Source organism: Janthinobacterium sp. 61 (assembly GCF_002846335.1).
Lineage (GTDB): Bacteria > Pseudomonadota > Gammaproteobacteria > Burkholderiales > Burkholderiaceae_D > Janthinobacterium.
On sequence record NZ_PJMQ01000001.1, the window covers coordinates 3,834,835 to 3,857,985 of the forward strand.

A 23,151-nucleotide genomic window follows, 5' to 3' on the forward strand; every position below is an offset into this window, starting at 1 on the left:
AGGCTGCGCTTGGTACTGAAATGCTGACTGCTGCCGAATTAAGCAGCGCGCTGCATGAGAATTTCCACGGCCGGCAAAGTCTTGCCTTCCAGGAACTCCAGGAAAGCGCCGCCGCCCGTCGAGATATAGCTGATTTTATCGGTAATGTCGTATTTGGCAATCGCCGCGAGGGTGTCGCCACCGCCAGCGATGGAAAATGCTTTCGATTCGGCAATGGCCAGCGCCAGGGTCTTGGTGCCGTTGCCGAACTGGTCGAATTCGAACACGCCCACGGGACCGTTCCACACGATGGTGCCGGCGGCGGCGATCTGCTGTGCCAGCAAGGCGGCCGTTTTCGGGCCAATATCGAGGATCATGTCGTCGTCCGCCACATCGGCCACGTCCTTGACGGTGGCAGCGGCCGTAGGCGAAAACTCCTTGGCGCACACGACATCGACAGGAATCGGCACTTGCGCGCCGCGCTTGGCCATGATCTCGATGATGGCCTTGGCTTCTTCGACGAGCTCCGCTTCCACCAGCGACTTGCCCACGTTCAAGCCGACAGCTTTCATGAAGGTGTTGGCGATGCCGCCGCCGACGATCAGATTATCGACCTTGTCGGACAGGGCTTTCAGGATGGTCAGCTTGCTCGATACTTTCGAACCAGCAACAATTGCCAGCAAGGGACGGGCAGGTGCGTGCAAAGCTTTGCCCAGCGCATCGAGTTCGGCGGCCAGCAGAGGTCCGGCGCAGGCGATGGGGGCAAACTTGGCGATGCCATGCGTGGATGCTTCCGCGCGGTGGGCCGTGCCGAACGCGTCATTGACGTAGATATCGCACAGCTTGGCCATTTTTTGCGCCAGCTCATCGCTGTTTTTCTTTTCGCCCTTGTTCACGCGCACGTTTTCCAGCAGGACCACCTGGCCGGCAGCCGTGTTTTCCAGGCCGGCGCCATCGACCCAGTCTTGTTTCAGTGCGACTTCCTGGCCCAGCAGCTCGGACAGGCGGGCAGCCACTGGCGCCAGGCTGTCAGCCGGTTTGAACTCGCCTTCCGCCGGACGTCCCAGGTGCGACGTCACCATGACAAAGGCGCCAGCGTCGAGGGCGGCGCGGATGGCCGGCACCGAGGCGCGGATGCGCGTGTCTTCGGTGATCTTGCCACTGTCATCTTGCGGGACGTTCAGGTCGGCGCGGATAAACACGCGCTTGCCTTGCAGTGCATTTTGGTCGATCAAATCTTGCAGACGGATGAAGTTGAGAACAGCTGACATGGCGATCCAGATGACGAGTGGAAGGAAGTGCGCTATTTTACCGCAATGCCCAGCGCACATCCCCGATTTGTCCTGCTTTACTGAAAAACATGCAACAGTCGCAAGCCCGTGAAAACCAGCATGCCAAACACAATGGTTTGCAGCATATTGCGGCGGATCACAAAAAAGAGCGTGGCGGCAATACCCGACAAGAGTTTCAAATTCGATAATTCAAAGTGTACTTGCTGCCCGTCCATCAGCAGGTCGGGCGCGATGATGGCCGCCAGCGCGCAGGCCGGCGCATAGCGCAGCATCTCGCCCACGCGGCGCGGAATGCTGATGTGATGGCCGATCAGCCAGAAGGTGCTGCGCGTGGCGGCCGTGGCCACCACCAGCACGGCGATGGCGATCCACACGTCGCTCCTGCCCCAGTCTATGCCGTCAAACATGGCGTTTTGTCCATTTTTCTGTCAATTCTTCCACGGCCATGGCGCTGACCATGCCCACCAGCACGGCCAGCAGCAAGCCCAGTTTATACGGCAGGCTGAAGGCCAGCACGGCTACCGTGCCCGCCACCAGCACGCCGCACAGGGCGGCGCGGCTGAGGATCAGCGGCACCGTCACGCACAGGATCGCCAGGGTGCCCGCAAAACCCAGCCCCCATTCGACCGGCACGACAGCGCCCAGCAAGATGCCGATGAAGGAACCGATTTGCCAGGCAAGCCAGTTGGGGTAAACCAGCCCCTTGAGGAAGGGCAGCTTGGCCGGGTCCGGCGTTTCATGGGGGTAGCGCTGCAGGAACAGGCCCACGGTGATGTCGCCCGCCACATAGCCGAGCGCAAAGCGCTGGCGCCACGGCAGATGGGCGAAATGGGGCGCGAGCAACACGGAAAAGATAACAAAACGCAAATTGACAACGAGGGCCGTGGCGAAGATCACCCACACGGGCGCGTGCGCGGCCAGCAGGGGCAGGGAGGCGAGCTGGGCCGAGCCGGCAAAAACAAACAGGGTCATCGCCACCGCCTGCGTCACCGTCAAGCCGCTTTTCACCATGGCCACGCCCACCACCATGCCCCAGGCGGCAATGCCCAGCATGCTGGGCGCACCCAGTTTCAGGCCGGCGCGCCAGGCATCCTTCAGCAGGCCGTCGTCCTTGTCGGCCATGACGGCGCTCACGCGGGACTCCGGCAGACGGAGTGTGGTAACTGCACAACAGTGGTGCGCGCAGTAGTGCTACGCAACGGTGATACCAGCAAGGCAAATCCAGTCAGTGTGGCGCTGCAGCTGCCATATTTCCACAAAAAAACCGCGCCGCAGCCGCAGATAATCGAGCCGCCATTTTAGCCATGATTTTTGCTGTCTGCCTGAATCCGTTAAAATCGTACTTTTGGCAGCAGCCGACTTCCATCCATACAGCCTCACGGAGCATGACAAGATGACAAAAACCACCCAGCCAGCGGTCGAACTTGACGGTAAAGACTTGCCAGCCCACTGCCCTAACCCGGCCATGCCGCTGTGGTCGTCGCATCCGCGCGTGTTTCTGGAATTCAACAAGGACGGTATCGCCAAGTGCCCCTACTGCGGCACGGCGTATACCCTGAAGGAAGGCGCCAGCGCCGGCCATCATTAAACTGCCCAGCGGCGCGCCTCCAGCGCGCCGTTTTCATTTGCACCTCTGAGTGTCTTGTATACCGCTCAAGCCGGAGTCGTCATGAAACGTCTGAAAGAACTCAATGGCAGCGCCGCCGAAGTCGAAGCGGCATTCTACGATGCCTTGCACCGCGCCGACCTCGAAGCGCTGATGGCGCTGTGGGCCGACGATGAAGAGGTCGTCTGCATCCACCCGGGCGGCGCGCGCCTGATCGGCCATGCCGCCATCCGCGCCTCGTGGGAAACCATTTTGGCGGGCGGCGGCCTGCACATCGTGCCCACGCAGCTGCATGAAACGCACAATCTGATGAGCTCCGTGCACACTGTGGTCGAAGGCGTCACCCAGGAGGAAGGCGGTCCGGCGCACCTGCTGGCCACGAACGTGTACGTGAAAACGCCGCGCGGCTGGCGCATCGTCCTGCACCACGCCTCCGTTGCCCCCGGCGGTGCGCCGGCCGACGCCACGGGAGCGCAGATCCTGCACTGATGACTTTCCCTTTGTCCTATACCGCGCCACTCTGGCTACCTGGCGGCCACGCGCAGACGATTTACCCGGCCGTGTGTCTCGCCAAGCCGGCCGTGGCCTTCCGCCGCGAACGCTGGCAAGCGCCCGATGGCGATTTCGTCGACGTCGACCTGGTCGACGGCCAGCCGGGCCAGCCCTTCGTGGTGCTGTTCCATGGGCTGGAAGGTTCATCAAGCAGCCACTACGCGCGCGCCCTGATGGCCGAGGTGGCGGCGCGCGGCTGGTCGGGCGCCGTGCCGCATTTCCGCGGCTGCTCGGGCGTAGCCAACCTGGCACCCCGCTTTTACCACTCGGGCGATGCGCAGGAAGTGGACTGGATCGTGCAGCGCCTGCGCCCGCGCGCAACAGGCAAGTTTTACGCGGCAGGCGTGTCCCTGGGCGGCAACGCCCTGCTGTGCTGGCTGGGCCAGTCGCAGCACCAGGCCGATTTCATCGATGCGGCCGCAGCCGTGTCCGCCCCCCTTGATCTGGCGCAAGGGGGCAAGGCCCTGTCTTCGGGCGCCAACCGGCTCTACACGCGCATGTTCCTGAACACGCTCAAGCCCAAATGCCTGGCCAAGCTGGAGCAGTTTCCCGGCCTGTTTGCGCGCGATGCCATGCTGGCCGCGCGCGACTTGCACGCCTTCGACAATGTCGTCACGGCGCCCCTGCATGGCTACCGCGACGCCGACGATTACTGGCACCGCGCAAGCGCCAAGCACGTCTTGCAGGACATCACCGTGCCGACCCTGGTGCTGAATGCGCAAAATGATCCCTTCCTGCCCGGGCGCTACTTGCCGCGCCGAGCAGCGCCGCAGGTCATGCTCGAGTATCCCCGCCACGGCGGCCATGTCGGCTTTGCCGCAGGCAAGTTGCCGGGAAGTACACGCTGGCTGCCGCAGCGCTTGATGCATTTTTTTGAAGGCGGCAACACGGCGCCATCGGCACCACAAAGCTGTCACGCTGCTAGCTTGCAAACGCACACGGAAAACGCTACACATGGATGAACTCGTCAAACAGGCGCTGGCCAAATGGCCCAACGTGCCCCACTGCTACGGTTGGCTGGGCCTGGACGCCCGCGGCAACTGGCGCATGCGCGACCAGCAGGCGCAACAGCAACAACTGCCGGGTGACAAGATCGCCCACGTGGCCCTGTTGGGATTTATCAACCGTAATTACGACCATGACGAACGCGGCTGCTGGTTTTTCCAGAATGGCCCGCAGCGCGTCTACCTGAACCTGGAAGCGACGCCGTATATCGCCCGCAGCGATCCGCAGCACGGTTTCATCTTGCAGACAGGCGCGCCGCTGGCGGCCATCGATGCCGCCTATCTGTGCGACAACGGCGCGCTGATCCTGCGCCAGGGCGACAGCGTGGCGCAGGTCGATGACCGCGACATGGCGCATGTGCTGCCGTCGCTGCGCGTCGACGGACAGGTGGCCGGAGACGAGGCCCTGCTGGCCTGGCTGGAAAATGCTCAGGGAAACCTGGTGTTGTTGCATGACGGCAAGGAGATTGCCGTGCAGCCGCTGGCCTACGCCAGCGTGCCGCAAACCTTCGGCTTCCAGCGCGCGCCGCAAGCCGAATAAGCACTAGCCCTTCTGGTCCTTGATCTGTTCACGGCGCTTTTCCTGCAGTTCACGCTCGCGCGCATCGATCACGGCCTGGTCATAGAAAGTCGCGTCCGTCGATTTACGGGCGATCGTCAGCTGGTCCAGCGCGGCCATGGTGGCGCCCTGCAGCACGTAGGATTCGGCCAGCGCCATGTGCTGCAAAGTCATTTTGCCCTGGTCCGCATACGATTTCGCCAATAAGTCATACAGTTCCGGCTCTTCCTTGTAGAGCTGCACCTGGTCGCGCAGGTACAAGGTAGCCTGCTCCAGCTTGCTGGCAGCCATCAACGCTTCCGCATACTGGTGGGCAATGCCACGCGAGAGGGGAAACTGCTGGCGCGCCGCATCGGCCGCCTTCAGGGCTTGCTGCGCCACCTCCTTCTTCTGCGCCGGCATCAGCAGCACTTCCAGCGCCATCGCCGCCAGCAGCGAATTGGGACCCTGCGTGCCACCCGAAGTAAACACATTCGGCCCGGCCGGCCGGTGCAGGGCGGCATTGGCCGCGTCGAGTTCCTTCTGCGCCTCGGCCGGCTTGCCCTGCTTGACGGCGACAAAGGACAAGCCGTAATGGGCGGCCACCACCTGGAAGCGGCTTTGCTGCTCAAGCTGCGTCTTGAACACCGCCTTGGCATTCAACAACCCTTGCACGCTTTCATCCTGCAGCACGCGGGCACGGGCGCGGGCCAGGTGAAAACTCAGGCTGTCAGGACGCTGCTTGTAAGGCTGCTCGCGGATGCGCGCCTGGATGTCGGCGATGCGCTCCGTCGTCAGCGGGTGGGTCTGCAGATAGGCGGGCATCAGGTCGCTGTACGAACGGCTGGCCGCCTGCATGCGGCCGAAGAAGGCCACCATGCCGGTGGTGTCGAAGCCGGCTTCGCCCATGATCTGGAAACCGATGCGGTCCGCCTCGCGTTCGGCGTCGCGGCCAAAATTGAGCTGGCGCTGGATGGCCAGGCCCTGGCCGGCGGCAAACACGCCCAGCGCCACATCGCCGCCCGCGCGCGATGCCAGCGCCGCCAGCAGCATGGCCGCCAGCGGCATCAAGGCATCCTGGCGCTGCTGGCCCAGCATGCGTGCGATATGGCGCTGCGCCACGTGGCCGATCTCGTGCGACAGCACGGATGCCAGTTCCGCCTCCGTTTGCGCCGCCAGCACCAGCGCCGAATGGACGCCGATGAAGCCGCCGGGCAAGGCAAACGCGTTCAATTGGGGATCACGCACGGCAAAGAAGAAATAGTCGTAATTTGTTTCCCCGCGCACGCTGGGTCGCGCCGCCACGAGGGCGTTGCCAAAGGTATTCAGGTATTCCAGCAAGGGAGCGTCGTCGAGGTAGTCGCGGTCGCCGCGGATGCCGCGCATGATTTCCTCGCCGATCTTGCGCTCCATCGCCGGCGACAGGTCATCGCGCGAGGTATCGCCCAGGTTCGGCAAGTTTGGCGCTGGCGGCACGGCCAGCGGCGTCCAGCTGCCGGCCGTCTTGGCCGCCACACTGGGGGCCGGCGCCGTCGGCGCGGACGTATAGGTCTGCGCCAGCGCAAACGGCGCCGCCAGCCACAATGCAAGCAGCGCGGATGCGCGCCGGGAGCCGCGCAACCATGCCGCACCGGCGTTTTCAAGTACGATCGGAAGGGTAGTTTTTGAATTCACGGGTGCTATCATACCTTGTTAGCGGCGCCCATTCCCACGCGACAAGCATGCGCCACGCCAGTGGCATGACGTCGTGGCCCGGCGTGCCGCATCTCCACTCCTCACCTATTTTGACGCCATGACAACAGCAGACAAGCAAGCCCCCACCGGGGAATTGACCCATTTCGACGCCACGGGCCAGGCCCATATGGTGGACGTGGGTGCCAAGGAAGACACGCGCCGCAGCGCAGTGGCCGCCGGCACCATCCGCATGCAGCCCGCCACCCTGGCATTGATTATTTCCGGCAACGCCAAGAAAGGCGACGTGCTGGGCATCGCCCGTATCGCCGCCATCATGGGCGCCAAGCGCACCAGCGACCTGATTCCCCTGTGCCACCCGCTGGCATTGACACGCGTCACCGTCGACTTCGAAGTGGAGGTAGCGGCCAACAGCGTGCACTGCCGCGCCCAAGTCGATACCACCGGCAAGACGGGCGTGGAAATGGAAGCGCTCACTGCCGTGCAAATCGGCTTGCTGACAATTTATGATATGTGCAAGGCCGTCGACCGGGGCATGGTCATGACCAACGTGCGCGTGCTGGAAAAGCATGGCGGCAAGTCGGGCGATTGGCACGCCGAGGTGTAATTATGCCGCCTGGCGCGCCAGCTGGCCCTGGACGCGGCGCAAGTCGCACAGCAGCCAGACGGCACTGGCCAGGCACAGCACGATGATGGCCACGGACAGGGGCAGGTGGAATTGCTCCAGCCCCGCCAGCGCGAAGCCGGCATGGATCAGACACGTGCCCACGCCCAGCGCGGCGCACACGCCCGCATACAGACCCGCCCGTGTGGTGCTCAGCAGCACATGCCGGTAACCGGCCACCACCAGGGCAATCGCTGCCAGATTAAATACCAGGAAACCCTGGATGCCGCCCGGCACATGGAACATTTCCCATTCGCGCCAGTAGGCAGCATCGACCTGATGCAGGATCAACAACAACATCGTCCAGAAATAGCTGCGTGCCATAAGATTCACATTCATCAATATTGACGTAATTGTAAAGGCAGAATCACGCCCCGGCATGCGTGCGTGGCATTTTTCAATGCCAAGTTGAATTTCATTGATATAAGTGCTTTTTCATCAAGAAATCATGCATACTGCGAACCGACAATATCAAGATGAGTATCGCATGACAAGCAACAAGCCCACCGCGGAAAGCAAGCTCCAGGACTTCGAATTCGAGGCGATGAATCTGCAGGTGGGGGGACGCATCCAGTTCATCACGCACCGCACCATCAAGCCCATCCAGCATTTCTCGACACTGATCGGCTACGTGAAAGACGAGTACCTGATCGTCAAGATTCCCATGGAAAACGGCGCCGCCATCGTGCTCAACGAGGGCGACAAGCTGACCATCCGCGTGTTTTCCGGGGTCACCGTGTGTTCGTTTGCCTGCAGCGTGCTGCGCATCTTCGGTCGCCCCCTCAATTATGTGCACCTGAGCTTTCCCGACGCCATCCAGGGCACCAGCCTGCGCACGGCCATGCGCGTGAAAGTGGACATTCCGGCGCAGCTGAGTTACCGCGACGTGGCGCCCGTGCCCGTCTTCATCGTCAACCTCAGCGTCTCAGGGGCACTGATCGAGGCGCCCAGCATGCTCACGCCAGACGACGAGGGTGTAGCGCTCAGCTTTACCCTGCTGGTGCAGCCGAACAAGCATCAGATGCGCGTCAACACGCGCGCGCGCATCCAGAACGTCAGCGTGGGCAAGCCATCGAATGGCCATGCGACCGACGTCGCCGAAATCTATACGTATGGCGTGCAATTCATCGACCTGGAACCCACACACTACACCCTGCTGCAAAACCTGACTTATGAAGCGCTGATCGCGGACCGGCAAAAAATCGTCTGACACTGGCGCGGCAGGCGACGCTCACTGGGTCGCCACCACCTTGGGAATATTGTTCCGGGTGATGGCTTCCCTGGCCGCCGCATTCGTCACGCTGGTGCTGTTGAACCAGCTCAGGCTGCTGCTACCGAGCTGCAACTCCATGGTCACCGTCTGGCCGCCCATGCCGCTGCCCAGATCGCCCGCCAGGGTCAGCGCGATATTGCCCTTGTCGACCTTGGCGCCGGACACTTCGCGCGTCGGGCTAAACACGGGGATGGCGCTGGGCACGGCTTCGGTGGGAGTGCTGCAAGCGGTCGCCAAGCCGCCGTTTTCCTGCACGCACAGGGCCACGGCTGTCTTCAGGGGCGCAGCGGCCGCCAGCACGTTGCTGACCTTGGCCCGCATCGTATAGTCGCCGTACTGGGGAATGGCCACGGCCGCCAGGATGCCGGCGATAGCCACCACGATCATCAGCTCTATCAGGGTAAATCCGCTCTGCGCGCGCATCGTCTCCTCCCATTGTCCACATGCTCGTGCCGTGCACGGTGCAAGCGCCATGCCAGCAGCGCGCCCGGGCAGCGGCGGTACACGTGGAAAGAAAAGCGACACTTTTGGGCAGGTTCGGACCAGCGCCGTCGGCCCAGGCCGGGAAGCGGCCTGTCTTGCGGACAAAAAAAAAGGAGCCGAAGCTCCTTTTTTGTACTGCGTGAACCAGGCTGGAATTACAGCATGGCTTTCAGCAGACGCGCCATTTCCGACGGGTTTTTGGTCACGGTGATGCCGCAAGCTTCCATGATTTCCAGCTTGGCTTGTGCCGTATCGGCACCGCCCGAGATCAGCGCGCCAGCGTGGCCCATGCGCTTGCCTGGAGGAGCGGTCACGCCAGCGATGAAGCCAACGACCGGTTTTTTCATGTTGTCTTTGATCCAATACGCAGCGTTGGCTTCGTCCGGACCGCCGATTTCGCCGATCATGATGACCGCGTCGGTATCTGGATCATCATTGAACATCTTCATGATGTCGATGTGCTTCAGACCGTTGATAGGGTCGCCGCCGATGCCGACTGCCGACGATTGGCCCAGGCCCAGTGCGGTCAGCTGACCCACTGCTTCATAGGTCAGGGTACCCGAACGCGATACCACGCCGATGCGGCCTTTTTTATGGATGTGGCCTGGCATGATGCCGATCTTGATTTCATCTGGCGTGATCAAGCCTGGGCAGTTAGGGCCCAGCAGCAAGGTTTTGCTGTTGGCTTTAGCCATGCGGTCTTTCAGGGCCATCATGTCACGCACAGGAATGCCTTCGGTGATGCAAATGGCCAGATCCATTTCAGCTTCAACAGCTTCCCAGATCGCCGCTGCCGCGCCTGCTGGCGGCACGTAGATCACGGACACGTTGGCGCCGGTTTCTTTTTTCGCTTCGGTGACGTTAGCGAAAATTGGAATGCCTTCGAAGTCTTCGCCGGCTTTCTTCGGGTTCACGCCTGCCACGAAGGCAGCTTTGCCGTTCGCGTAGTCGCGGCAACCGCGGGTGTGGAACTGGCCGGTCTTGCCGGTGATCCCTTGGGTTACGACTTTGGTATCTTTATTGATCAGAATGGACATGTTGATTCCTTAATTAAGCTTGACCAGCAGCGGCGGCAACGACGCTCTTTGCTGCATCTTCCATGGTGTCGGCTGCGATGATAGGCAGACCGGAATCGGCCAGCATCTTTTTGCCCAGGTCTTCGTTGGTGCCCTTCATGCGCACGACCAGCGGTACGTTCAGCGAGACGGCTTTCACCGCGGCGATGACGCCTTCAGCGATCACGTCGCAACGCATGATGCCGCCGAAAATGTTCACCAGGATGGCTTTCAGGCCTGGGTTTTTCAGCATGATCTTGAACGCTTCGGTCACTTTTTCTGCCGTGGCGCCGCCGCCGACGTCCAGGAAGTTGGCTGGCTCGCCGCCGAACAGCTTGATGGTGTCCATGGTGGCCATGGCCAGGCCGGCGCCGTTCACCAGGCAACCGATGTTGCCGTCGAGCGAAATGTAAGCCAGGTCGAATTTCGACGCTTCGATTTCAGCTGGATCTTCTTCGTCCAGATCGCGCAGGGCGACGATTTCCGGATGACGGAACAGGGCGTTCGGGTCAAAGTTGAACTTGGCGTCCAGGGCGATGACCTTGCCGCTGCCGGTGACGATCAGCGGATTGATTTCGGCCAGCGAGCAGTCGGTTTCCCAGTATGCTTTGTACAAGCCTTGCAGGTTGACGCGGGCGTCGGCGATGGAACCGGCAGGCACGCCGATTTTGGTCGCGATGTCGTCTGCCTGGGCATCGGTCAGGCCTACGCCTGGATCGATGGTGACGTGATGGATCTTCTCAGGGTGGCTCTCGGCCACTTCTTCGATGTCCATGCCGCCTTCGGACGAAGCCATCAGAACGATTTTCTGGGTGACGCGGTCGGTGACCAGCGAAACGTACAGTTCTTGTTTGATGTCGGCGCCTTCTTCCACCAGCAGGCGGTTGACTTTTTGGCCTTCGGCGCTGGTCTGGTGCGTGATCAGCTGCATGCCCATGATCTGGTCAGCGTATTGCTTGACCTGTTCGATCGATTTTGCCACTTTCACGCCGCCGCCCTTGCCGCGACCACCTGCGTGGATCTGCGCCTTAACGACCCATACCGGACCGCCCAGGGTTTCCGCAGCCTTGACGGCTTCGTCGACGGACATGCACGGAATACCGCGTGGTACCGTCACTCCATACTGCCGGAGGATTTCTTTGGCTTGATACTCATGGATTTTCATGCTGGCTTCCCTTCTGATACTGATTTGTAAAAATACGGTTAGTGGTGCAAAAAAAACAGGAAAAACAGCGCCGGGGTCACGCTTTGGCTACCCAGCGCGGGTAATACTGTGCAACCGCCCCGCCATCGGTGCGCAGGGCGTGGCATTTGTCGAGTTGAAACGGCTTTTCATGCGGCAAATCAGCATTCTCACCGTCGCGGGTCGACCAGACATCGCCGGCAAATGCCTGAACCGTCGCAGTCGGCAAGACTTGCGCCAGTTCGGTCAAATGGGTACAGCCGGCGATTCCCGCCAGGCGCTGTTTCAAGTCGCGGCGGAAATTCTTCAATAAATTCAAACCGATCAGCGCCGTGTAAGCGGGGCCGATGGTATCGCAAAAACCGGGATAGGGCACGGCATCGGAGGCAGCTTCGGCCTCGACGATGGTCAGTTCGTGATCGACGGTAATGCGCAAGTGGAGGTCATGCAGGGGAGTGCCAGCGGGGCGGGGGCCGGAGGCCAGCATCGCGTCATAGCTTTTGATATCGGTAATTCGGGCGTCAATATCCCACAGGCCGTCGTCGCGCACATACGCTTGGACGTCGATAACGCGGGAGTGCCGTAGGGCGCGCCGGGATACAGGAGTTGACAGGGGCATAAGACCGATGCCGCTTGCGCGGCCATAATTTAGTAAGCAGCCATGTGCATAAAGCACGCCGTTCGCAGCTTCTACGAACAGCAACCGCACCTGCGGCGCCGCAAAAACCCTAAAAGTGTAGCACATTGGGCGCTGGTTGCGCCGCAACATAATTTTTCATTGCTTCGATAAAAACATTTCAAAGCATAAGGAGAACACATGAAAATTTACGTAGTTATCACATTCAGTGATGATTGATATGCGCGCCTGGGAGCGTGAACCGCATCCAGTTGCCACCACCGCACCGATATCGCACAGCGCTGGCAACGCTCGCCACGTGCAGCGCAACAATCTGCCGCCGGTCTGACAGGACGATGACCGAAGAAAGATCCTTGCAAAGAAAATAATGGCAAACAGCAAGGCCCGCCTGCCCGAGCAAACGGGACATCGTGCGGACTTGTTGTAGAAGGAACACAGCGCGGCCTGGGCGGGTATGCCGGCAACACACAGGCGCGCGTGGAAGCAGACAGAACCGCGCCAGTCGCCGCCTAGTCGTCCTCGGGCTCCAGCCCCTTCAAGGCCACCTGCACGGCGCGCTGCGAAAAGCCGCGCTGCATCAGGAAGCGTACCTGCTTGTTGCGCTGTTCGGCATCCTGCGCCACTTCACCGAATTTGCGACGCCATACTTCGCAGGCGCGGGCGGTCTCGCCTTCGGCCAGGCCCGCCTTGAGTTCCTGCAGCGCCTCGCCGGCAATGCCATGGCTTTGCAATTCCGCCATGATGCGGCTATTGCCGAAACGGGCCGAGCGGCGGTGGATCAGCGATTCGGAAAAACGCTCCTGCGAGAGCCAGTTGGCCTGTTCCAGGCTGTCGAGCAAGGCTTCCACATCGTCGCCTTCCTGCGCATGCCGCTGCAGCTTGCGCCGCAATTCCATGCGGCTGTGTTCACGCATCGACAAAAAGCGTAGCGCCCTGCCCTTCAGGCTTAGTTGTACTGCAGCCATACACCCACCTTGTCTTTCATTCCACGATCACAGCACCCAAACACAATCGCCGCCCGGCGCAACAGCGCGGGACGGCGATCAGGGCCCTACCTTGCGGCAAGCCATGCGTAGGTCGGATTAGGCCCCTTGGGCCGTAATCCGACAACATTGTTGACGTCTGTGGTGTTGTCGGATTACGCGCGGCTTTGCCGCGCTAATCCGACCTACTCTGCCTTGGCTTCCGCAGCCTTGGCAGCCTTGTCGGCGGCTTTATCCGCTTTTTCCGGCTTTTCAGCAGCCAGCGGTGGCAGTTCGCGCACGCCCAGCGAAGCGCGGACCTTGTTTTCGATTTCGCGGGCCAGCGCCGGACGCTCTTGCAGGAAGGCACGGGCGTTGTCCTTGCCCTGGCCGATGCGTTCGCCGTTGTAGCTGTACCACGAACCGGATTTTTCCACGATCTTGGCATCCGAGCCCAGGTCCAGGATTTCGCCTTCGCGCGAGGTGCCGGCGCCGTACAGGATGTCGAAGTGCGCTTCCTTGAACGGTGGCGCGATCTTGTTCTTGACGACCTTGACCTTGGTTTCGTTGCCGATCACTTCGTCGCCCGACTTGATCGAGCCGGTGCGGCGGATATCGAGGCGCACGGAGGCGTAGAATTTCAGGGCATTGCCGCCAGTGGTCGTTTCCGGACTGCCGAACATCACGCCGATCTTCATGCGGATCTGGTTGATGAAGATGACCAGGGTATTCGTGCGGTTGATGGAACCGGTCAATTTACGCAGGGCTTGCGACATCAAGCGCGCTTGCAAGCCTGGCAGGGAATCGCCCATGTCGCCTTCGATCTCGGCGCGTGGCGTCAGTGCTGCCACGGAGTCGATGACGACCAGGTCGACGCTGCCCGAACGCACGAGGGCGTCGCAGATTTCCAGAGCCTGCTCGCCCGTGTCCGGTTGCGAGATCAGCAATTCATGCAAATTCACGCCCAGCTTTTGCGCGTAACCGACGTCGAGCGCGTGCTCGGCATCGATAAAGGCGCAAGTGCCACCCAGTTTTTGCATTTCAGCAATGGTTTGCAGGGTCAGCGTGGTTTTACCTGACGATTCCGGACCGTAGATTTCCACCACGCGGCCGCGCGGCAAGCCGCCCACGCCCAGCGCGATATCGAGGCCGAGCGAACCTGTCGACACGACTTGCACTTCTTCGATCACCGCGCTGGCATCCATGCGCATGACCGAACCTTTGCCAAACTGCTTCTCGATCTGCGCCAGTGCGGCGGCGAGCGCCTTGGCTTTTTCCGATGCGGGTACTACAGCTTTTTTATCGTCCATATGTTCTTTCAGCCGTTCTACAGTTGCAGATTCACGTGACGCATCTACGTGAACCGTGCAGCCTGCGATAGCGCCAGTGGGTTAAATTCTTTATACAGACAGTACTGTATAAAAAAACAGTGATCAATGCAAGCGGAACGTAGATTTGTTTTGAAACAGATCAATACAACCCTGTTTTTCACAAAAACTATCCACCTTGCGGAAAATGAAACACAATACAGACTTCAGATGTCCTGATGTTGCAAGCATAGGAAGTTCACCATGCGTATTTTACTTGCCGAAGATGACAGCGTGCTGGCCGATGGCCTGACCCGCTCGCTGCGCCAGTCCGGTTATGCGATCGACTACGTCAAGACCGGCCAGGAGGCCGATACGGCCCTGTCCACCCAGGAATTCGACCTGCTGATCCTCGACCTGGGCCTGCCGAAGATGTCTGGCCTGGAAGTGCTGCGCCGGCTGCGCGCGCGCGCCTCGCTGCTGCCGGTGCTGATCCTGACGGCCGCCGATTCCATCGAACAACGCGTCAATGGCCTCGACCTGGGTGCCGATGATTATATGGCCAAGCCGTTCGCGCTGTCGGAACTGGAGGCAAGAGTGCGCGCCCTGACGCGCCGCGGCGCTGGCGGCGGCGCCACCGTCATCAAGCACGGCCCGCTCAGCTACGACCAGGTGGGGCGCAGCGCCTACATCAACGACCAGATGCTCGACCTGTCGGCGCGCGAACTGGGCTTGCTGGAAATCCTGCTGGGTCGCACCGGCCGCCTCGTCTCGAAAGAGCAACTGGTCGACCACCTGTGCGAATGGGGCGAAGAGGTATCGAACAACGCCATCGAAGTGTATGTGCACCGCCTGCGCAAGAAGATCGAGGTGGGCGGCGTGCGCATCGCCACCGTGCGCGGTCTCGGCTATTGCCTGGAAAAATACTCGGAAGCGGCGCGCCTGAACGCCGAAGCGAGCGAGGCGGCAGGCCCGGCCAGCGGCCCCGCCAGCAAGTGAAGCCGCGCGAGGCGCCAGCGGACGAGGCGGACGACGACGACTGGTTCGAGCCGCCCACCACGGAGCAGGATGACACCATCGAGCATTCGCTGTTCGGCGAAATTCTCGACTGGATGCTGGCGCCCTTGCTGCTGCTGTGGCCGATGAGCATCGCCATCACCTATCTGGTGGCCAAGGGCATCGCCAATCAACCGTTCGACCACGCGCTGGAAGACAGCGTGACGGTGCTGACGCAGCAGGTCAAGCAAGCCGACGGCGCGATGCTGCGCCGCGTGCCGGACAAGAACGGCAACAGCAAGGGCCGCGACTTCCTGCGCGGCGACGATGTCGACACCCTGTATTACCTGGTGGTGGGCGGGCACGGCGAATACCTCGACGGCGACCGCGACTTGCCGCCGCCGCAGGACCCCGATAAATACCGCAGCGGCATGGTGCTGTTTCGCAACGACACCATCCATGGCACGCCCGTGCGCGTGGCGTTCAGCTATCTCGACATGCCGTACAGCACCGACGACGAACCGCGCCGCATGCTGGTGCAAGTGGCCGAGACGCTGGAAAAGCGGGCCCAGCTGGCCAATGAAATCATCAAGGGCGTGATCTTGCCGCAGTTCATCATCCTGCCCGTGATCCTGGCCCTGGTCTGGTTTGCCCTGGCGCGCGGCCTGTCGCCGCTGGCGCAATTGCAGGAACGCATACGCGCCCGGCCGCCCGACGATCTCTCCCCCATCGAATCGGGCCAGGTGCCCGAGGAAATCACGCCGCTGGTCGGTTCGCTCAACGAGATGCTGGCGCGGCTATCTCTGTCGATCGACATGCAGAAACGCTTCATCGCCGATGCCGCGCACCAGATGAAAACGCCGCTGGCCGGCATGCGCATGCAATCCGAGCTGGCCCTGCGCCAGACGGACCACGATGAAATTCACCGCTCGCTGCTGCAACTGGCGAAAAGCTCGGAAGCGGCCACGCGTCTGGTGAACCAGCTGCTGGCACTGGCGCGCGCGGAAAACCAGCCGCAGGCGGGCACGGCGTTCGAACCGATCGAGCTGAGCGAACTGGCGCGCGGCGTGGTGCAGGACTGGGTGCAAGCCTCGTTTGCCCAGCATATCGACCTGGGTTTCGAACAGCCTGCGTATTCGATCATGATTTCCGGCAATGCCATGATGCTGCGTGAACTGCTGAGTAATCTGATCGACAATGCCCTGCGCTACACGCCGTCCGGCGGCAGCGTCACGGTGCGCGTGCGCAGCACCCTGGAACTGGCCATCCTGGAGGTGGAAGATACGGGTCCCGGCATCCCCCAGGCCGAGCGGGCCCACGTGTTCGAACGCTTTTACCGCATTCTCGGCAGCAACGTCGACGGTAGCGGCCTGGGCCTGGCCATCGTGCGCGAAATTGCTCAACAGCATGGCGCCGAAGTCGATATTTTTAACAATCCGCGCGCGCAGTCGCCGAAGCTGCCGGGCACCTTGTTACGCCTGAGCATTGCCCTGCTGTTGCCGGACGCGCCCGAAGAGGATGAGATCACGTATGGATAAGCCCAGCCTTCCTGCGGCGCCGCTGCGGCCGGCGCGCACGCCCAGCCCCGAGCTGCAGGCGCGCCTCGCTGTGCACTGGCACAAGACGCGGCGCCTGACGGCCATCCTGCTGCTGATCTGGCTGCTGACGGGCTTTCTGACCGTGTTTTATGCGCGCGAACTGTTGCATCTGAACCTGTTCGGCTGGCCGCTGCCCTTCTATATGGCGGCCCAGGGCGCTTCGCTGGTGTACCTGGCCATCATCGCCTTCTATGCCTGGCGCATGCGGCGCCTGGACCGGGATTTTCATGCAACGGAGCAAACATGAGCGGCCAGCGCAGCTTCTTTGCGCGGCTGTGCCGCTACTACCTGCTGTTTACCGCCGGTTTCGCCGCCTTCCTGCTGGCCCTGTCGGTACTGGAACAGGAAGGCATGCCGCGCGCCTGGATCGGCTACCTGTTCATGCTCGTCACCATCACCCTGTACGCCACCATCGGCGTCATCAGCCGCACCTCGAACGTCACCGAATACTATGTGGCAGGGCGCAGGGTGCCGGCCATGTTCAACGGCATGGCCACGGCCGCCGACTGGATTTCGGCCGCCAGCTTCATCAGTCTGGCCGGCGGCCTGTACCTGAACGGCTTCGACGGCCTGGCCTTCATCATGGGCTGGACGGGCGGCTATTGCCTGGTGGCGCTATTGATCGCCCCCTACCTGCGCAAGTTCAGCCAATACACGATTCCCGACTTCCTCGCCGCCCGCTACGGCAGCGGCGCCGACAAACGGGGGGCCAGCGTGCGCGTGGTGGCCGTGGCCGCCACCATCATCGTCTCGTTTACGTATGTGGTGGCGCAAATCTACGCCGTCGGCCTGATCGCCTCGCGCTTTACGGGCGTGGATTTTTCCGTCGGCATCTTCCTGGGCCTGGCCAGCATCCTGGTCTGCTCTTTTCTTGGCGGCATGCGCGCCATTACCTGGACGCAGGTGGCGCAGTACATCATCATCCTGGTCGCCTTTCTGATTCCCGCCATGTGGCTGTCGGTCAAGCATGCGGACAACCCTGTGCCGCAGATCGCCTACGGCAAGGTGTTGCCGCAACTGAGCGCGCGCGAACACGTGCTGGAAACGGACCCGAAAGAAAACGAAGTGCGCGCCATCTTCCGCCAGCGCGCGCAAAGCTACCAGGAGCGTATCGCCGGCTTGCCCGGTTCCTGGGAGCAAGGCCGGCTGGCGGCCCAGCGCCAGCTCGATAGTTTGCGCCAGCGCAATACCTCGCTGTTCGATATCCGCAACGCAGAGCGCTACCTGATTGCCTATCCGAAGAGCCCGGACGAGGCACGCGTGCTGTGGCAGGCGGCGCAGACGCAGAACCAGAAACGCGCCGAACCGATCATTCCACACGCGCAGCCGTTTCCCGCCGCCGACCGCGAGCAGTCCGACATCAAGCGCAACAATTTCCTGGCCCTCGTGTTTTGCATGATGCTGGGCACGGCCGCCCTGCCGCACATCCTGATGCGATCCTATACCACGCCCTCCGTGCACGAAACACGTGTCTCCGTCTTCTGGGCCCTGTTTTTCATCTTGCTGATCTATCTCACAATTCCCGCACTGGCCGTACTGGTCAAGTACGATATTTACTCGGCACTGGTAGGCACGCAATACACGAACCTGCCCACATGGGTGTCGTACTGGGCCAATGTGGACAAGCTCAGTCCCCTGATCAGCATCGTCGACGTCAACCGCGACGGCATCGTGCAACTGGCGGAAATATCCATCGACGCCGACGTGCTGGTGCTGGCCACCCCCGAGATCGCCGGCCTGCCCTACGTGATTTCCGGCCTGGTGGCGGCCGGCGGCCTGGCCGCCGCCCTGTCGACGGCGGACGGCCTGCTGCTGGCCATTTCGAATGCCCTGTCGCACGACATCTATTACAAGGTGGTCGATCCCAGCGCCTCGACGCAAAAGCGCGTGACGATTTCAAAATTGCTGCTGCTGGCCGTGGCCTTCATCGCCGCCTATGCGGCCTCGCAAAAGCCGGCCGACATCCTCTCGCTGGTGGGCGTGGCCTTTTCCCTGGCCGCCTCGACCCTGTTCCCACCGCTGGTGCTGGGTGTCTTCTGGCAACGCGCCAATTACCAGGGGGCGCTGGCCGGCATGCTGGCCGGCTTTGGCGTGTGCCTGTATTACATGCTGCACACCAGCACCATGCTGGGTGGCAATGCCAGCGGTCAATGGATGCATATCGCGCCCATTTCCGCCGGCATCTTCGGCGTGCCTGCCGGCCTGGCCGCCGCCATCCTGGTCAGCTGGCTGACACCGGCGCCGGGTCGGCGCAGCATGGGGCTGGTCGAGCATATCCGGGCGCCGGAGTAACAGCGCATACTAGCCTGGGATGACGTGGTGAAATTTCACGACAGAACTATCGGAAAAGACAGCGCGGCCACAAAAAAGGAGTAGGCTGGAGGGCCGTTCCATTTACGAGGAAATCCCATGTCGTCTGGAAAAATTCTTGTTGCCCAGGGAGGCGGCCCCACCGCCGTCATCAACCAGTCGCTGGTGGGCGTGGTGCTCGAATCGCGGCGTTTTCAACATGTCACGCGCGTGTATGGCGCGCTGCACGGGGTGCGCGGCATCGTCAATGAAGAATTCGTTGATCTGACGCAGGAAACCAGCCACAACCTGGAACTGGTGGCAGCCACGCCCTCGTCGGCGCTCGGCTCCACGCGCGACAAGCCCGACATCGCCTACTGCCACCAAATCTTCGAAGTGCTGCGCGCACACGAGATCGAACATTTCTTTTACATCGGCGGCAACGACTCGTCCGACACAGTGCGCATCGTCAGCGAGGAAGCGCACAAGGCCGGCTATCCGCTGCGCTGTATCCACATCCCGAAAACCATCGACAACGACCTGGTAGGCAGCGACCACACGCCAGGCTTTCCCTCCGCCGCGCGTTTCGTCGCCCAAGCGTTCGCCGGCGCCAACCTCGATAACGCCGCCTTGCCCGGCGTCTACGTGGGCGTGGTGATGGGCCGCCACGCGGGCTTCTTGACGGCCGCCTCGGCACTGGGCAAGAAGTTCCCAGATGATGGCCCGCATCTGATCTACCTGCCCGAAAGAATCTTCGTGCTGGAGCAATTCCTTGCCGACGTGAAAGCCACGTATGAAAAATACGGCCGCTGCGTGATCGCCGTCTCGGAAGGCATCCACGATGCCTCGGGCGAGCCCATCGCCAGCCTGCTGGCCAAACAGGTGGGCAATGAGGTGGAACGCGATGCGCATGGCAATGTGCAATTGTCGGGCACGGGCGCGCTGGCCGACCTGCTGTGCGACGAAATCAAGGCCAAGCTGGGCATCAAGCGCGTGCGCGGCGATACCTTCGGCTATCTGCAGCGCTCCTTCATCGGTTGCGTCTCTGATGTAGATCAACGCGAAGCCCGAGAAGTGGGAGAAAAGGCGGTGCAGTTCGCCATGTGGGGCGACCGCGACGGCTCGGTTGCCATCAAGCGCACGGGCTTTTATTCCGTCGACTACGAACTGCTGCCCCTGACGGACGTGGCGGGCAAGACACGCACCATGGAAGATGAATTCATCAGCGCCAGCGGCACGGACGTGACGGATGCCTTCCGCCTGTATCTGCGCCCGCTGCTGGGCTCAGGCATGCCCGATGCCTTCCGCCTGCGGGCGGCGAAGGTGGCAAAGGTGCTGAAACCCTAGCTGGACTCCGCCAGTAATAGCGGCCGCAGCTTGACGGCCGCCTCCTTGAGCTGCGGCACGTGCTGCATCAGCTGTTCCACGGACTTGCGCGCCACGGGCGCGTGGCAGGCGACGGCCGCCACGATACGCCCGTCGGCCGCGCAGATGGGCACGGCAACGGCCACCATGCCGTGCACGAATTCCTCGTCGTCGATGCCGATGCCCAGACGGGCGATGCGCACAATCTCGCGCTCAATCAGCACGGGGTCCGTGATGCTTTTCGGCGTGCGCGCTTCCAGTGTCAGCATGGCCAGCAATGCACGCCGCTCCAGCAAATTCATGTGCGCCAAGAACAGCTTGCCGCTGGCCGTGCAATGCATGGGCGCACGCGTGCCCAGCACCAGATGCAGGCGCAGCGGTTCCTGGGTTTCCACCCGGTCCACATACACGATGGCATTGTTTTCGGGAATGGCGAGATTGCACGTCTCGCCCGTGGCTGCCACCAGGCTGCCCAGGATGCTGCGGCTCACGCGGATCAGGGCATTGTTGCGCAAGGTCGCCAGCGCCAGGTTGGTTGAAGCGGCACCAGGCACGTAGCCGCGTCCCACGGGCGTGCGCAGCACATAGCCATGTTGCTCCAGGGTATCGAGCAGGCGCATCATGCTGGCCTTGGGCACCTGCATGCGCGCGGCCAGCTGCGACAGGGTCAAGGGCTGGCTGGCGCTGGCCAGGTGCTCGATCAGGCGCAGCACGCGCAAGCCCCGCGCCTCGTCGCCATGGCTGGCTACCGAGCTGGCAGCCGCTGCGCCGCCCGCCGAGCTGTCTTCTTCGGCCTCGGCCTGCCGTTTTTGAAACGCATCATGCATGTTCTGTTTCACCTCTCGCGTATGCGGCTGTTTCCGCTTGTCCCGGTGCTGCACGTCTTTTATAAATGGAACCATACGTTCCACAAACAACCAATAAAGACCAGTGTATCGCAAAAAGCGCCCGCCGAGGCGGCGCGATACCGCAACGCAGGAGACAAGAACAATGTTGCAAAAAAACCATGATTACATCGTCGTCGGTGCCGGTTCGGCCGGCTGCGTGCTGGCCAACCGCCTGTCGCACGACAGCAATAAGCAGGTACTGCTATTGGAAGCGGGCGGCAAGGACAACAATCCATGGATACACGTGCCGGTCGGCTATTTCAAGACCATGCACGATCCCAAGCTGGACTGGTGCTACCGCACGGAAGCCGATGCCGGTATCGCCGGGCGCGAGCTGCAATGGCCGCGCGGCAAGGTGCTGGGCGGCTCCAGCTCGCTCAACGGCTTGCTGTATGTGCGCGGCCAGAAGGAGGATTACGACCGCTGGGCCGACCTGGGCAACGCAGGATGGAGCTATGCCGAGGTACTGCCCTATTTCAAGAAATCGGAAGACCAGGAACGCGGTGCCAGCGACTACCACGGTGTGGGCGGCCCGTTAAAAGTGTCGGACCTGCGCCTGCGCCGCCCCATCGCCGAACATTTTATAGCGGGCGCCACGGAAAGCGGCATCCCCTTCAATGCCGATTACAACGGCGCCACGCAGGAGGGCGTGGGCTACTTCCAGCAAACGGCCAGCAAGGGCCTGCGCTGGAGCACGGCCAAGGCCTTTTTGCGGCCGGCCCGCAAGCGCGCCAACCTGCGCGTGGAAGTGCGGGCGCAGATCACGCGCGTGCTGTTCGAGGGCAAGCGCGCCGTCGGCATCGAGTACCGGCAGGATGGCCAGTTGCGCCAGGCGCGCGCCAGCGGTGAAGTGATACTCTGCGCGGGCGCCATCGGCTCGCCGCAAATCCTGCAATGCTCGGGCGTGGGGCCGCGCGCCCTGCTCGAGGAAGTGGGCGTGCCCCTGGTGCACGACTTGCCCGGAGTGGGACAGAACCTGCAAGACCATTTGCAAATCCGCCTGGTCTTCAAGACGCGGCTGAAAACCCTGAACGATGAAGTCAACAGCCTGTGGGGCAAGCTGTGGGTGGGCATGCAATATGTGTTTTCCCGCTCCGGGCCGTTGACCTTGGCGGCCAGCCAGGTGACGGTATTTACCAAGTCTTCGCCCGAGGTGGAGCGGCCCGACATCCAGTTCCACATGCAGCCACTGAGCGCCGACAAGCCGGGCGAAGGCGCCCATCCGTTTTCCGCCTTCACGTCGTCCGTGTGCCAGCTGCGCCCGCACAGCCGTGGCCACGTGTCGATCAAGTCCGCCGATCCCCTCGCCTATCCGGGCATCTACCCGAACTACCTGTCCGACCCGCGCGACCAGCAGACGGCGATTGCCGCCCTGCGCGTGGCGCGCAGGATCGCTGCCGCGCCGTCGCTGGCGCCGCACATCATTTCCGAGTTCGTGCCCGGCCCCCAGTTCGAGACGGACGCGCAGCTGCTGGACGCGGCGCGGCGCTTCAGCCAGTCCATTTACCACCCCAGCGGCACCTGCAAGATGGGGCACGACGCGATGGCCGTCGTCGATGACCGCCTGCGCGTGCACGGCTTGCAGCACCTGCGCGTAGTCGATGCGTCGATCATGCCGGAGATTGTCTCGGGCAATACGAATGCGCCCACCATCATGATCGCCGAAAAAGCGGCTGACATGATCCTGGCGGACGCCGTGCGCCTGCCCAAGGCGGCCTGACCCGCCTTTTTCATTCCAATACCTGCAAGGAGGATGCCAGCGGCGGGCAGACGGCCCCGCTCCCAATGA

At 62.1% G+C, this 23,151-nt stretch carries 24 protein-coding genes; 12 read left to right on the plus strand and 12 right to left on the minus strand.

Features of this window, described 5'->3' with window-relative positions; all coding sequences use genetic code 11:
• Nucleotides 1-38 precede the first annotated feature (38 nt).
• From CLU92_RS17460 to CLU92_RS17470, 3 genes are all read right to left on the minus strand, one after another.
• Complete coding sequence (locus tag CLU92_RS17460) at nt 39-1,250, minus strand: phosphoglycerate kinase (protein ID WP_101482930.1); 1,212 nt, start codon at nt 1,248-1,250, stop codon at nt 39-41.
• A 77-nt stretch (nt 1,251-1,327) separates the two neighbouring features.
• Nucleotides 1,328-1,678 (minus strand): AzlD domain-containing protein, encoded by a 351-nt coding sequence (locus CLU92_RS17465; protein WP_101482931.1) that lies wholly within the window; start codon nt 1,676-1,678, stop codon nt 1,328-1,330.
• Nucleotides 1,671-2,393: an AzlC family ABC transporter permease gene (locus CLU92_RS17470; RefSeq protein ID WP_101484744.1), complete on the minus strand. Its 723-nt coding sequence runs from the start codon at nt 2,391-2,393 to the stop codon at nt 1,671-1,673. The genes CLU92_RS17465 and CLU92_RS17470 overlap by 8 nt, the downstream gene beginning before the upstream one ends.
• A gap of 271 nt (nt 2,394-2,664) precedes the next feature.
• Here CLU92_RS17470 and CLU92_RS17475 point away from each other — a divergent pair, with 271 nt between their 5' ends.
• From CLU92_RS17475 to CLU92_RS17490, 4 genes are all read left to right on the plus strand, one after another.
• The gene (locus CLU92_RS17475) at nt 2,665-2,859 is read left to right on the plus strand and encodes a zinc-finger domain-containing protein (protein WP_070220739.1); all 195 of its coding nucleotides are present in this window, start codon (nt 2,665-2,667) and stop codon (nt 2,857-2,859) included.
• 81 nt (nt 2,860-2,940) lie between these two features.
• Nucleotides 2,941-3,366: a nuclear transport factor 2 family protein gene (locus CLU92_RS17480; RefSeq protein WP_101482932.1), complete on the plus strand. Its 426-nt coding sequence runs from the start codon at nt 2,941-2,943 to the stop codon at nt 3,364-3,366.
• A complete protein-coding gene (locus CLU92_RS17485; RefSeq protein ID WP_373918241.1) occupies nt 3,366-4,391 on the plus strand; it encodes a YheT family hydrolase in 1,026 nt (341 codons plus the stop codon). The genes CLU92_RS17480 and CLU92_RS17485 overlap by 1 nt, the downstream gene beginning before the upstream one ends.
• Complete coding sequence (locus CLU92_RS17490) at nt 4,384-4,974, plus strand: DUF2946 family protein (protein ID WP_101482934.1); 591 nt, start codon at nt 4,384-4,386, stop codon at nt 4,972-4,974. Before CLU92_RS17485 ends, CLU92_RS17490 begins: the two co-directional genes overlap by 8 nt.
• Nucleotides 4,975-4,977: 3 nt before the next feature.
• Here CLU92_RS17490 and CLU92_RS17495 read toward each other — a convergent pair whose 3' ends face one another.
• Entirely contained in the window at nt 4,978-6,555 is a 1,578-nt protein-coding gene (locus tag CLU92_RS17495) for a M48 family metalloprotease (protein WP_373918948.1), read from the minus strand.
• Between the two features lie 208 nt (nt 6,556-6,763).
• On the opposite strand from CLU92_RS17495, the gene moaC reads away from it, so the two are divergent.
• Complete coding sequence (moaC, locus tag CLU92_RS17500; protein ID WP_101482935.1) at nt 6,764-7,270, plus strand: cyclic pyranopterin monophosphate synthase MoaC; 507 nt, start codon at nt 6,764-6,766, stop codon at nt 7,268-7,270.
• Here moaC and CLU92_RS17505 read toward each other — a convergent pair whose 3' ends face one another.
• Complete coding sequence (locus tag CLU92_RS17505) at nt 7,271-7,651, minus strand: DUF6713 family protein (RefSeq protein WP_101482936.1); 381 nt, start codon at nt 7,649-7,651, stop codon at nt 7,271-7,273.
• Nucleotides 7,652-7,814: 163 nt separating this feature from the next.
• Here CLU92_RS17505 and CLU92_RS17510 point away from each other — a divergent pair, with 163 nt between their 5' ends.
• A complete protein-coding gene (locus tag CLU92_RS17510) occupies nt 7,815-8,537 on the plus strand; it encodes a flagellar brake protein (protein ID WP_101482937.1) in 723 nt (240 codons plus the stop codon).
• 21 nt (nt 8,538-8,558) lie between these two features.
• On the opposite strand, the gene CLU92_RS17515 is transcribed toward CLU92_RS17510, so the two are convergent.
• The 6 genes from CLU92_RS17515 to recA all read right to left on the minus strand — a co-directional run bounded on the left by CLU92_RS17515 (nt 8,559) and on the right by recA (nt 14,230).
• Nucleotides 8,559-9,023, minus strand: coding sequence for a pilin (locus CLU92_RS17515; protein ID WP_101482938.1), 465 nt, complete (start codon nt 9,021-9,023; stop codon nt 8,559-8,561).
• Between the two features lie 215 nt (nt 9,024-9,238).
• Nucleotides 9,239-10,120 (minus strand): succinate--CoA ligase subunit alpha, encoded by an 882-nt coding sequence (gene sucD / locus CLU92_RS17520; protein WP_034746085.1) that lies wholly within the window; start codon nt 10,118-10,120, stop codon nt 9,239-9,241.
• A 13-nt stretch (nt 10,121-10,133) separates the two neighbouring features.
• Nucleotides 10,134-11,303, minus strand: a complete 1,170-nt coding sequence (sucC, locus tag CLU92_RS17525) for an ADP-forming succinate--CoA ligase subunit beta (protein WP_101482939.1) — start codon at nt 11,301-11,303, stop codon at nt 10,134-10,136.
• A 76-nt stretch (nt 11,304-11,379) separates the two neighbouring features.
• Complete coding sequence (locus CLU92_RS17530) at nt 11,380-11,940, minus strand: DUF2889 domain-containing protein (RefSeq protein ID WP_101484746.1); 561 nt, start codon at nt 11,938-11,940, stop codon at nt 11,380-11,382.
• Nucleotides 11,941-12,467: 527 nt separating this feature from the next.
• A complete protein-coding gene (gene recX, locus CLU92_RS17535; RefSeq protein WP_101482940.1) occupies nt 12,468-12,923 on the minus strand; it encodes a recombination regulator RecX in 456 nt (151 codons plus the stop codon).
• Between the two features lie 203 nt (nt 12,924-13,126).
• On the minus strand, nt 13,127-14,230 hold the full coding sequence (gene recA, locus CLU92_RS17540; protein ID WP_101482941.1) for a recombinase RecA: 1,104 nt from the start codon (nt 14,228-14,230) through the stop codon (nt 13,127-13,129).
• Nucleotides 14,231-14,491: 261 nt separating this feature from the next.
• Between recA and CLU92_RS17545 the strand changes: the two genes are divergently transcribed.
• From CLU92_RS17545 to CLU92_RS17565, 5 genes are all read left to right on the plus strand, one after another.
• On the plus strand, nt 14,492-15,226 hold the full coding sequence (locus CLU92_RS17545) for a response regulator transcription factor (protein WP_099761989.1): 735 nt from the start codon (nt 14,492-14,494) through the stop codon (nt 15,224-15,226).
• A complete protein-coding gene (locus CLU92_RS17550; RefSeq protein WP_243857925.1) occupies nt 15,223-16,761 on the plus strand; it encodes a sensor histidine kinase in 1,539 nt (512 codons plus the stop codon). The genes CLU92_RS17545 and CLU92_RS17550 overlap by 4 nt, the downstream gene beginning before the upstream one ends.
• Nucleotides 16,754-17,068, plus strand: coding sequence for a DUF4212 domain-containing protein (locus CLU92_RS17555; protein WP_101482942.1), 315 nt, complete (start codon nt 16,754-16,756; stop codon nt 17,066-17,068). The genes CLU92_RS17550 and CLU92_RS17555 overlap by 8 nt, the downstream gene beginning before the upstream one ends.
• On the plus strand, nt 17,065-19,113 hold the full coding sequence (locus CLU92_RS17560; protein ID WP_101482943.1) for a sodium:solute symporter family protein: 2,049 nt from the start codon (nt 17,065-17,067) through the stop codon (nt 19,111-19,113). Before CLU92_RS17555 ends, CLU92_RS17560 begins: the two co-directional genes overlap by 4 nt.
• A gap of 117 nt (nt 19,114-19,230) precedes the next feature.
• Complete coding sequence (locus CLU92_RS17565) at nt 19,231-20,457, plus strand: 6-phosphofructokinase (protein WP_101482944.1); 1,227 nt, start codon at nt 19,231-19,233, stop codon at nt 20,455-20,457.
• On the opposite strand, the gene CLU92_RS17570 is transcribed toward CLU92_RS17565, so the two are convergent.
• Entirely contained in the window at nt 20,454-21,302 is an 849-nt protein-coding gene (locus CLU92_RS17570) for an IclR family transcriptional regulator (RefSeq protein ID WP_101482945.1), read from the minus strand. The two genes, CLU92_RS17565 and CLU92_RS17570, sit on opposite strands and share 4 nt — an antisense overlap.
• A gap of 163 nt (nt 21,303-21,465) precedes the next feature.
• On the opposite strand from CLU92_RS17570, the gene CLU92_RS17575 reads away from it, so the two are divergent.
• Nucleotides 21,466-23,082: a GMC family oxidoreductase gene (locus tag CLU92_RS17575; RefSeq protein ID WP_101482946.1), complete on the plus strand. Its 1,617-nt coding sequence runs from the start codon at nt 21,466-21,468 to the stop codon at nt 23,080-23,082.
• Nucleotides 23,083-23,151 lie beyond the last annotated feature (69 nt).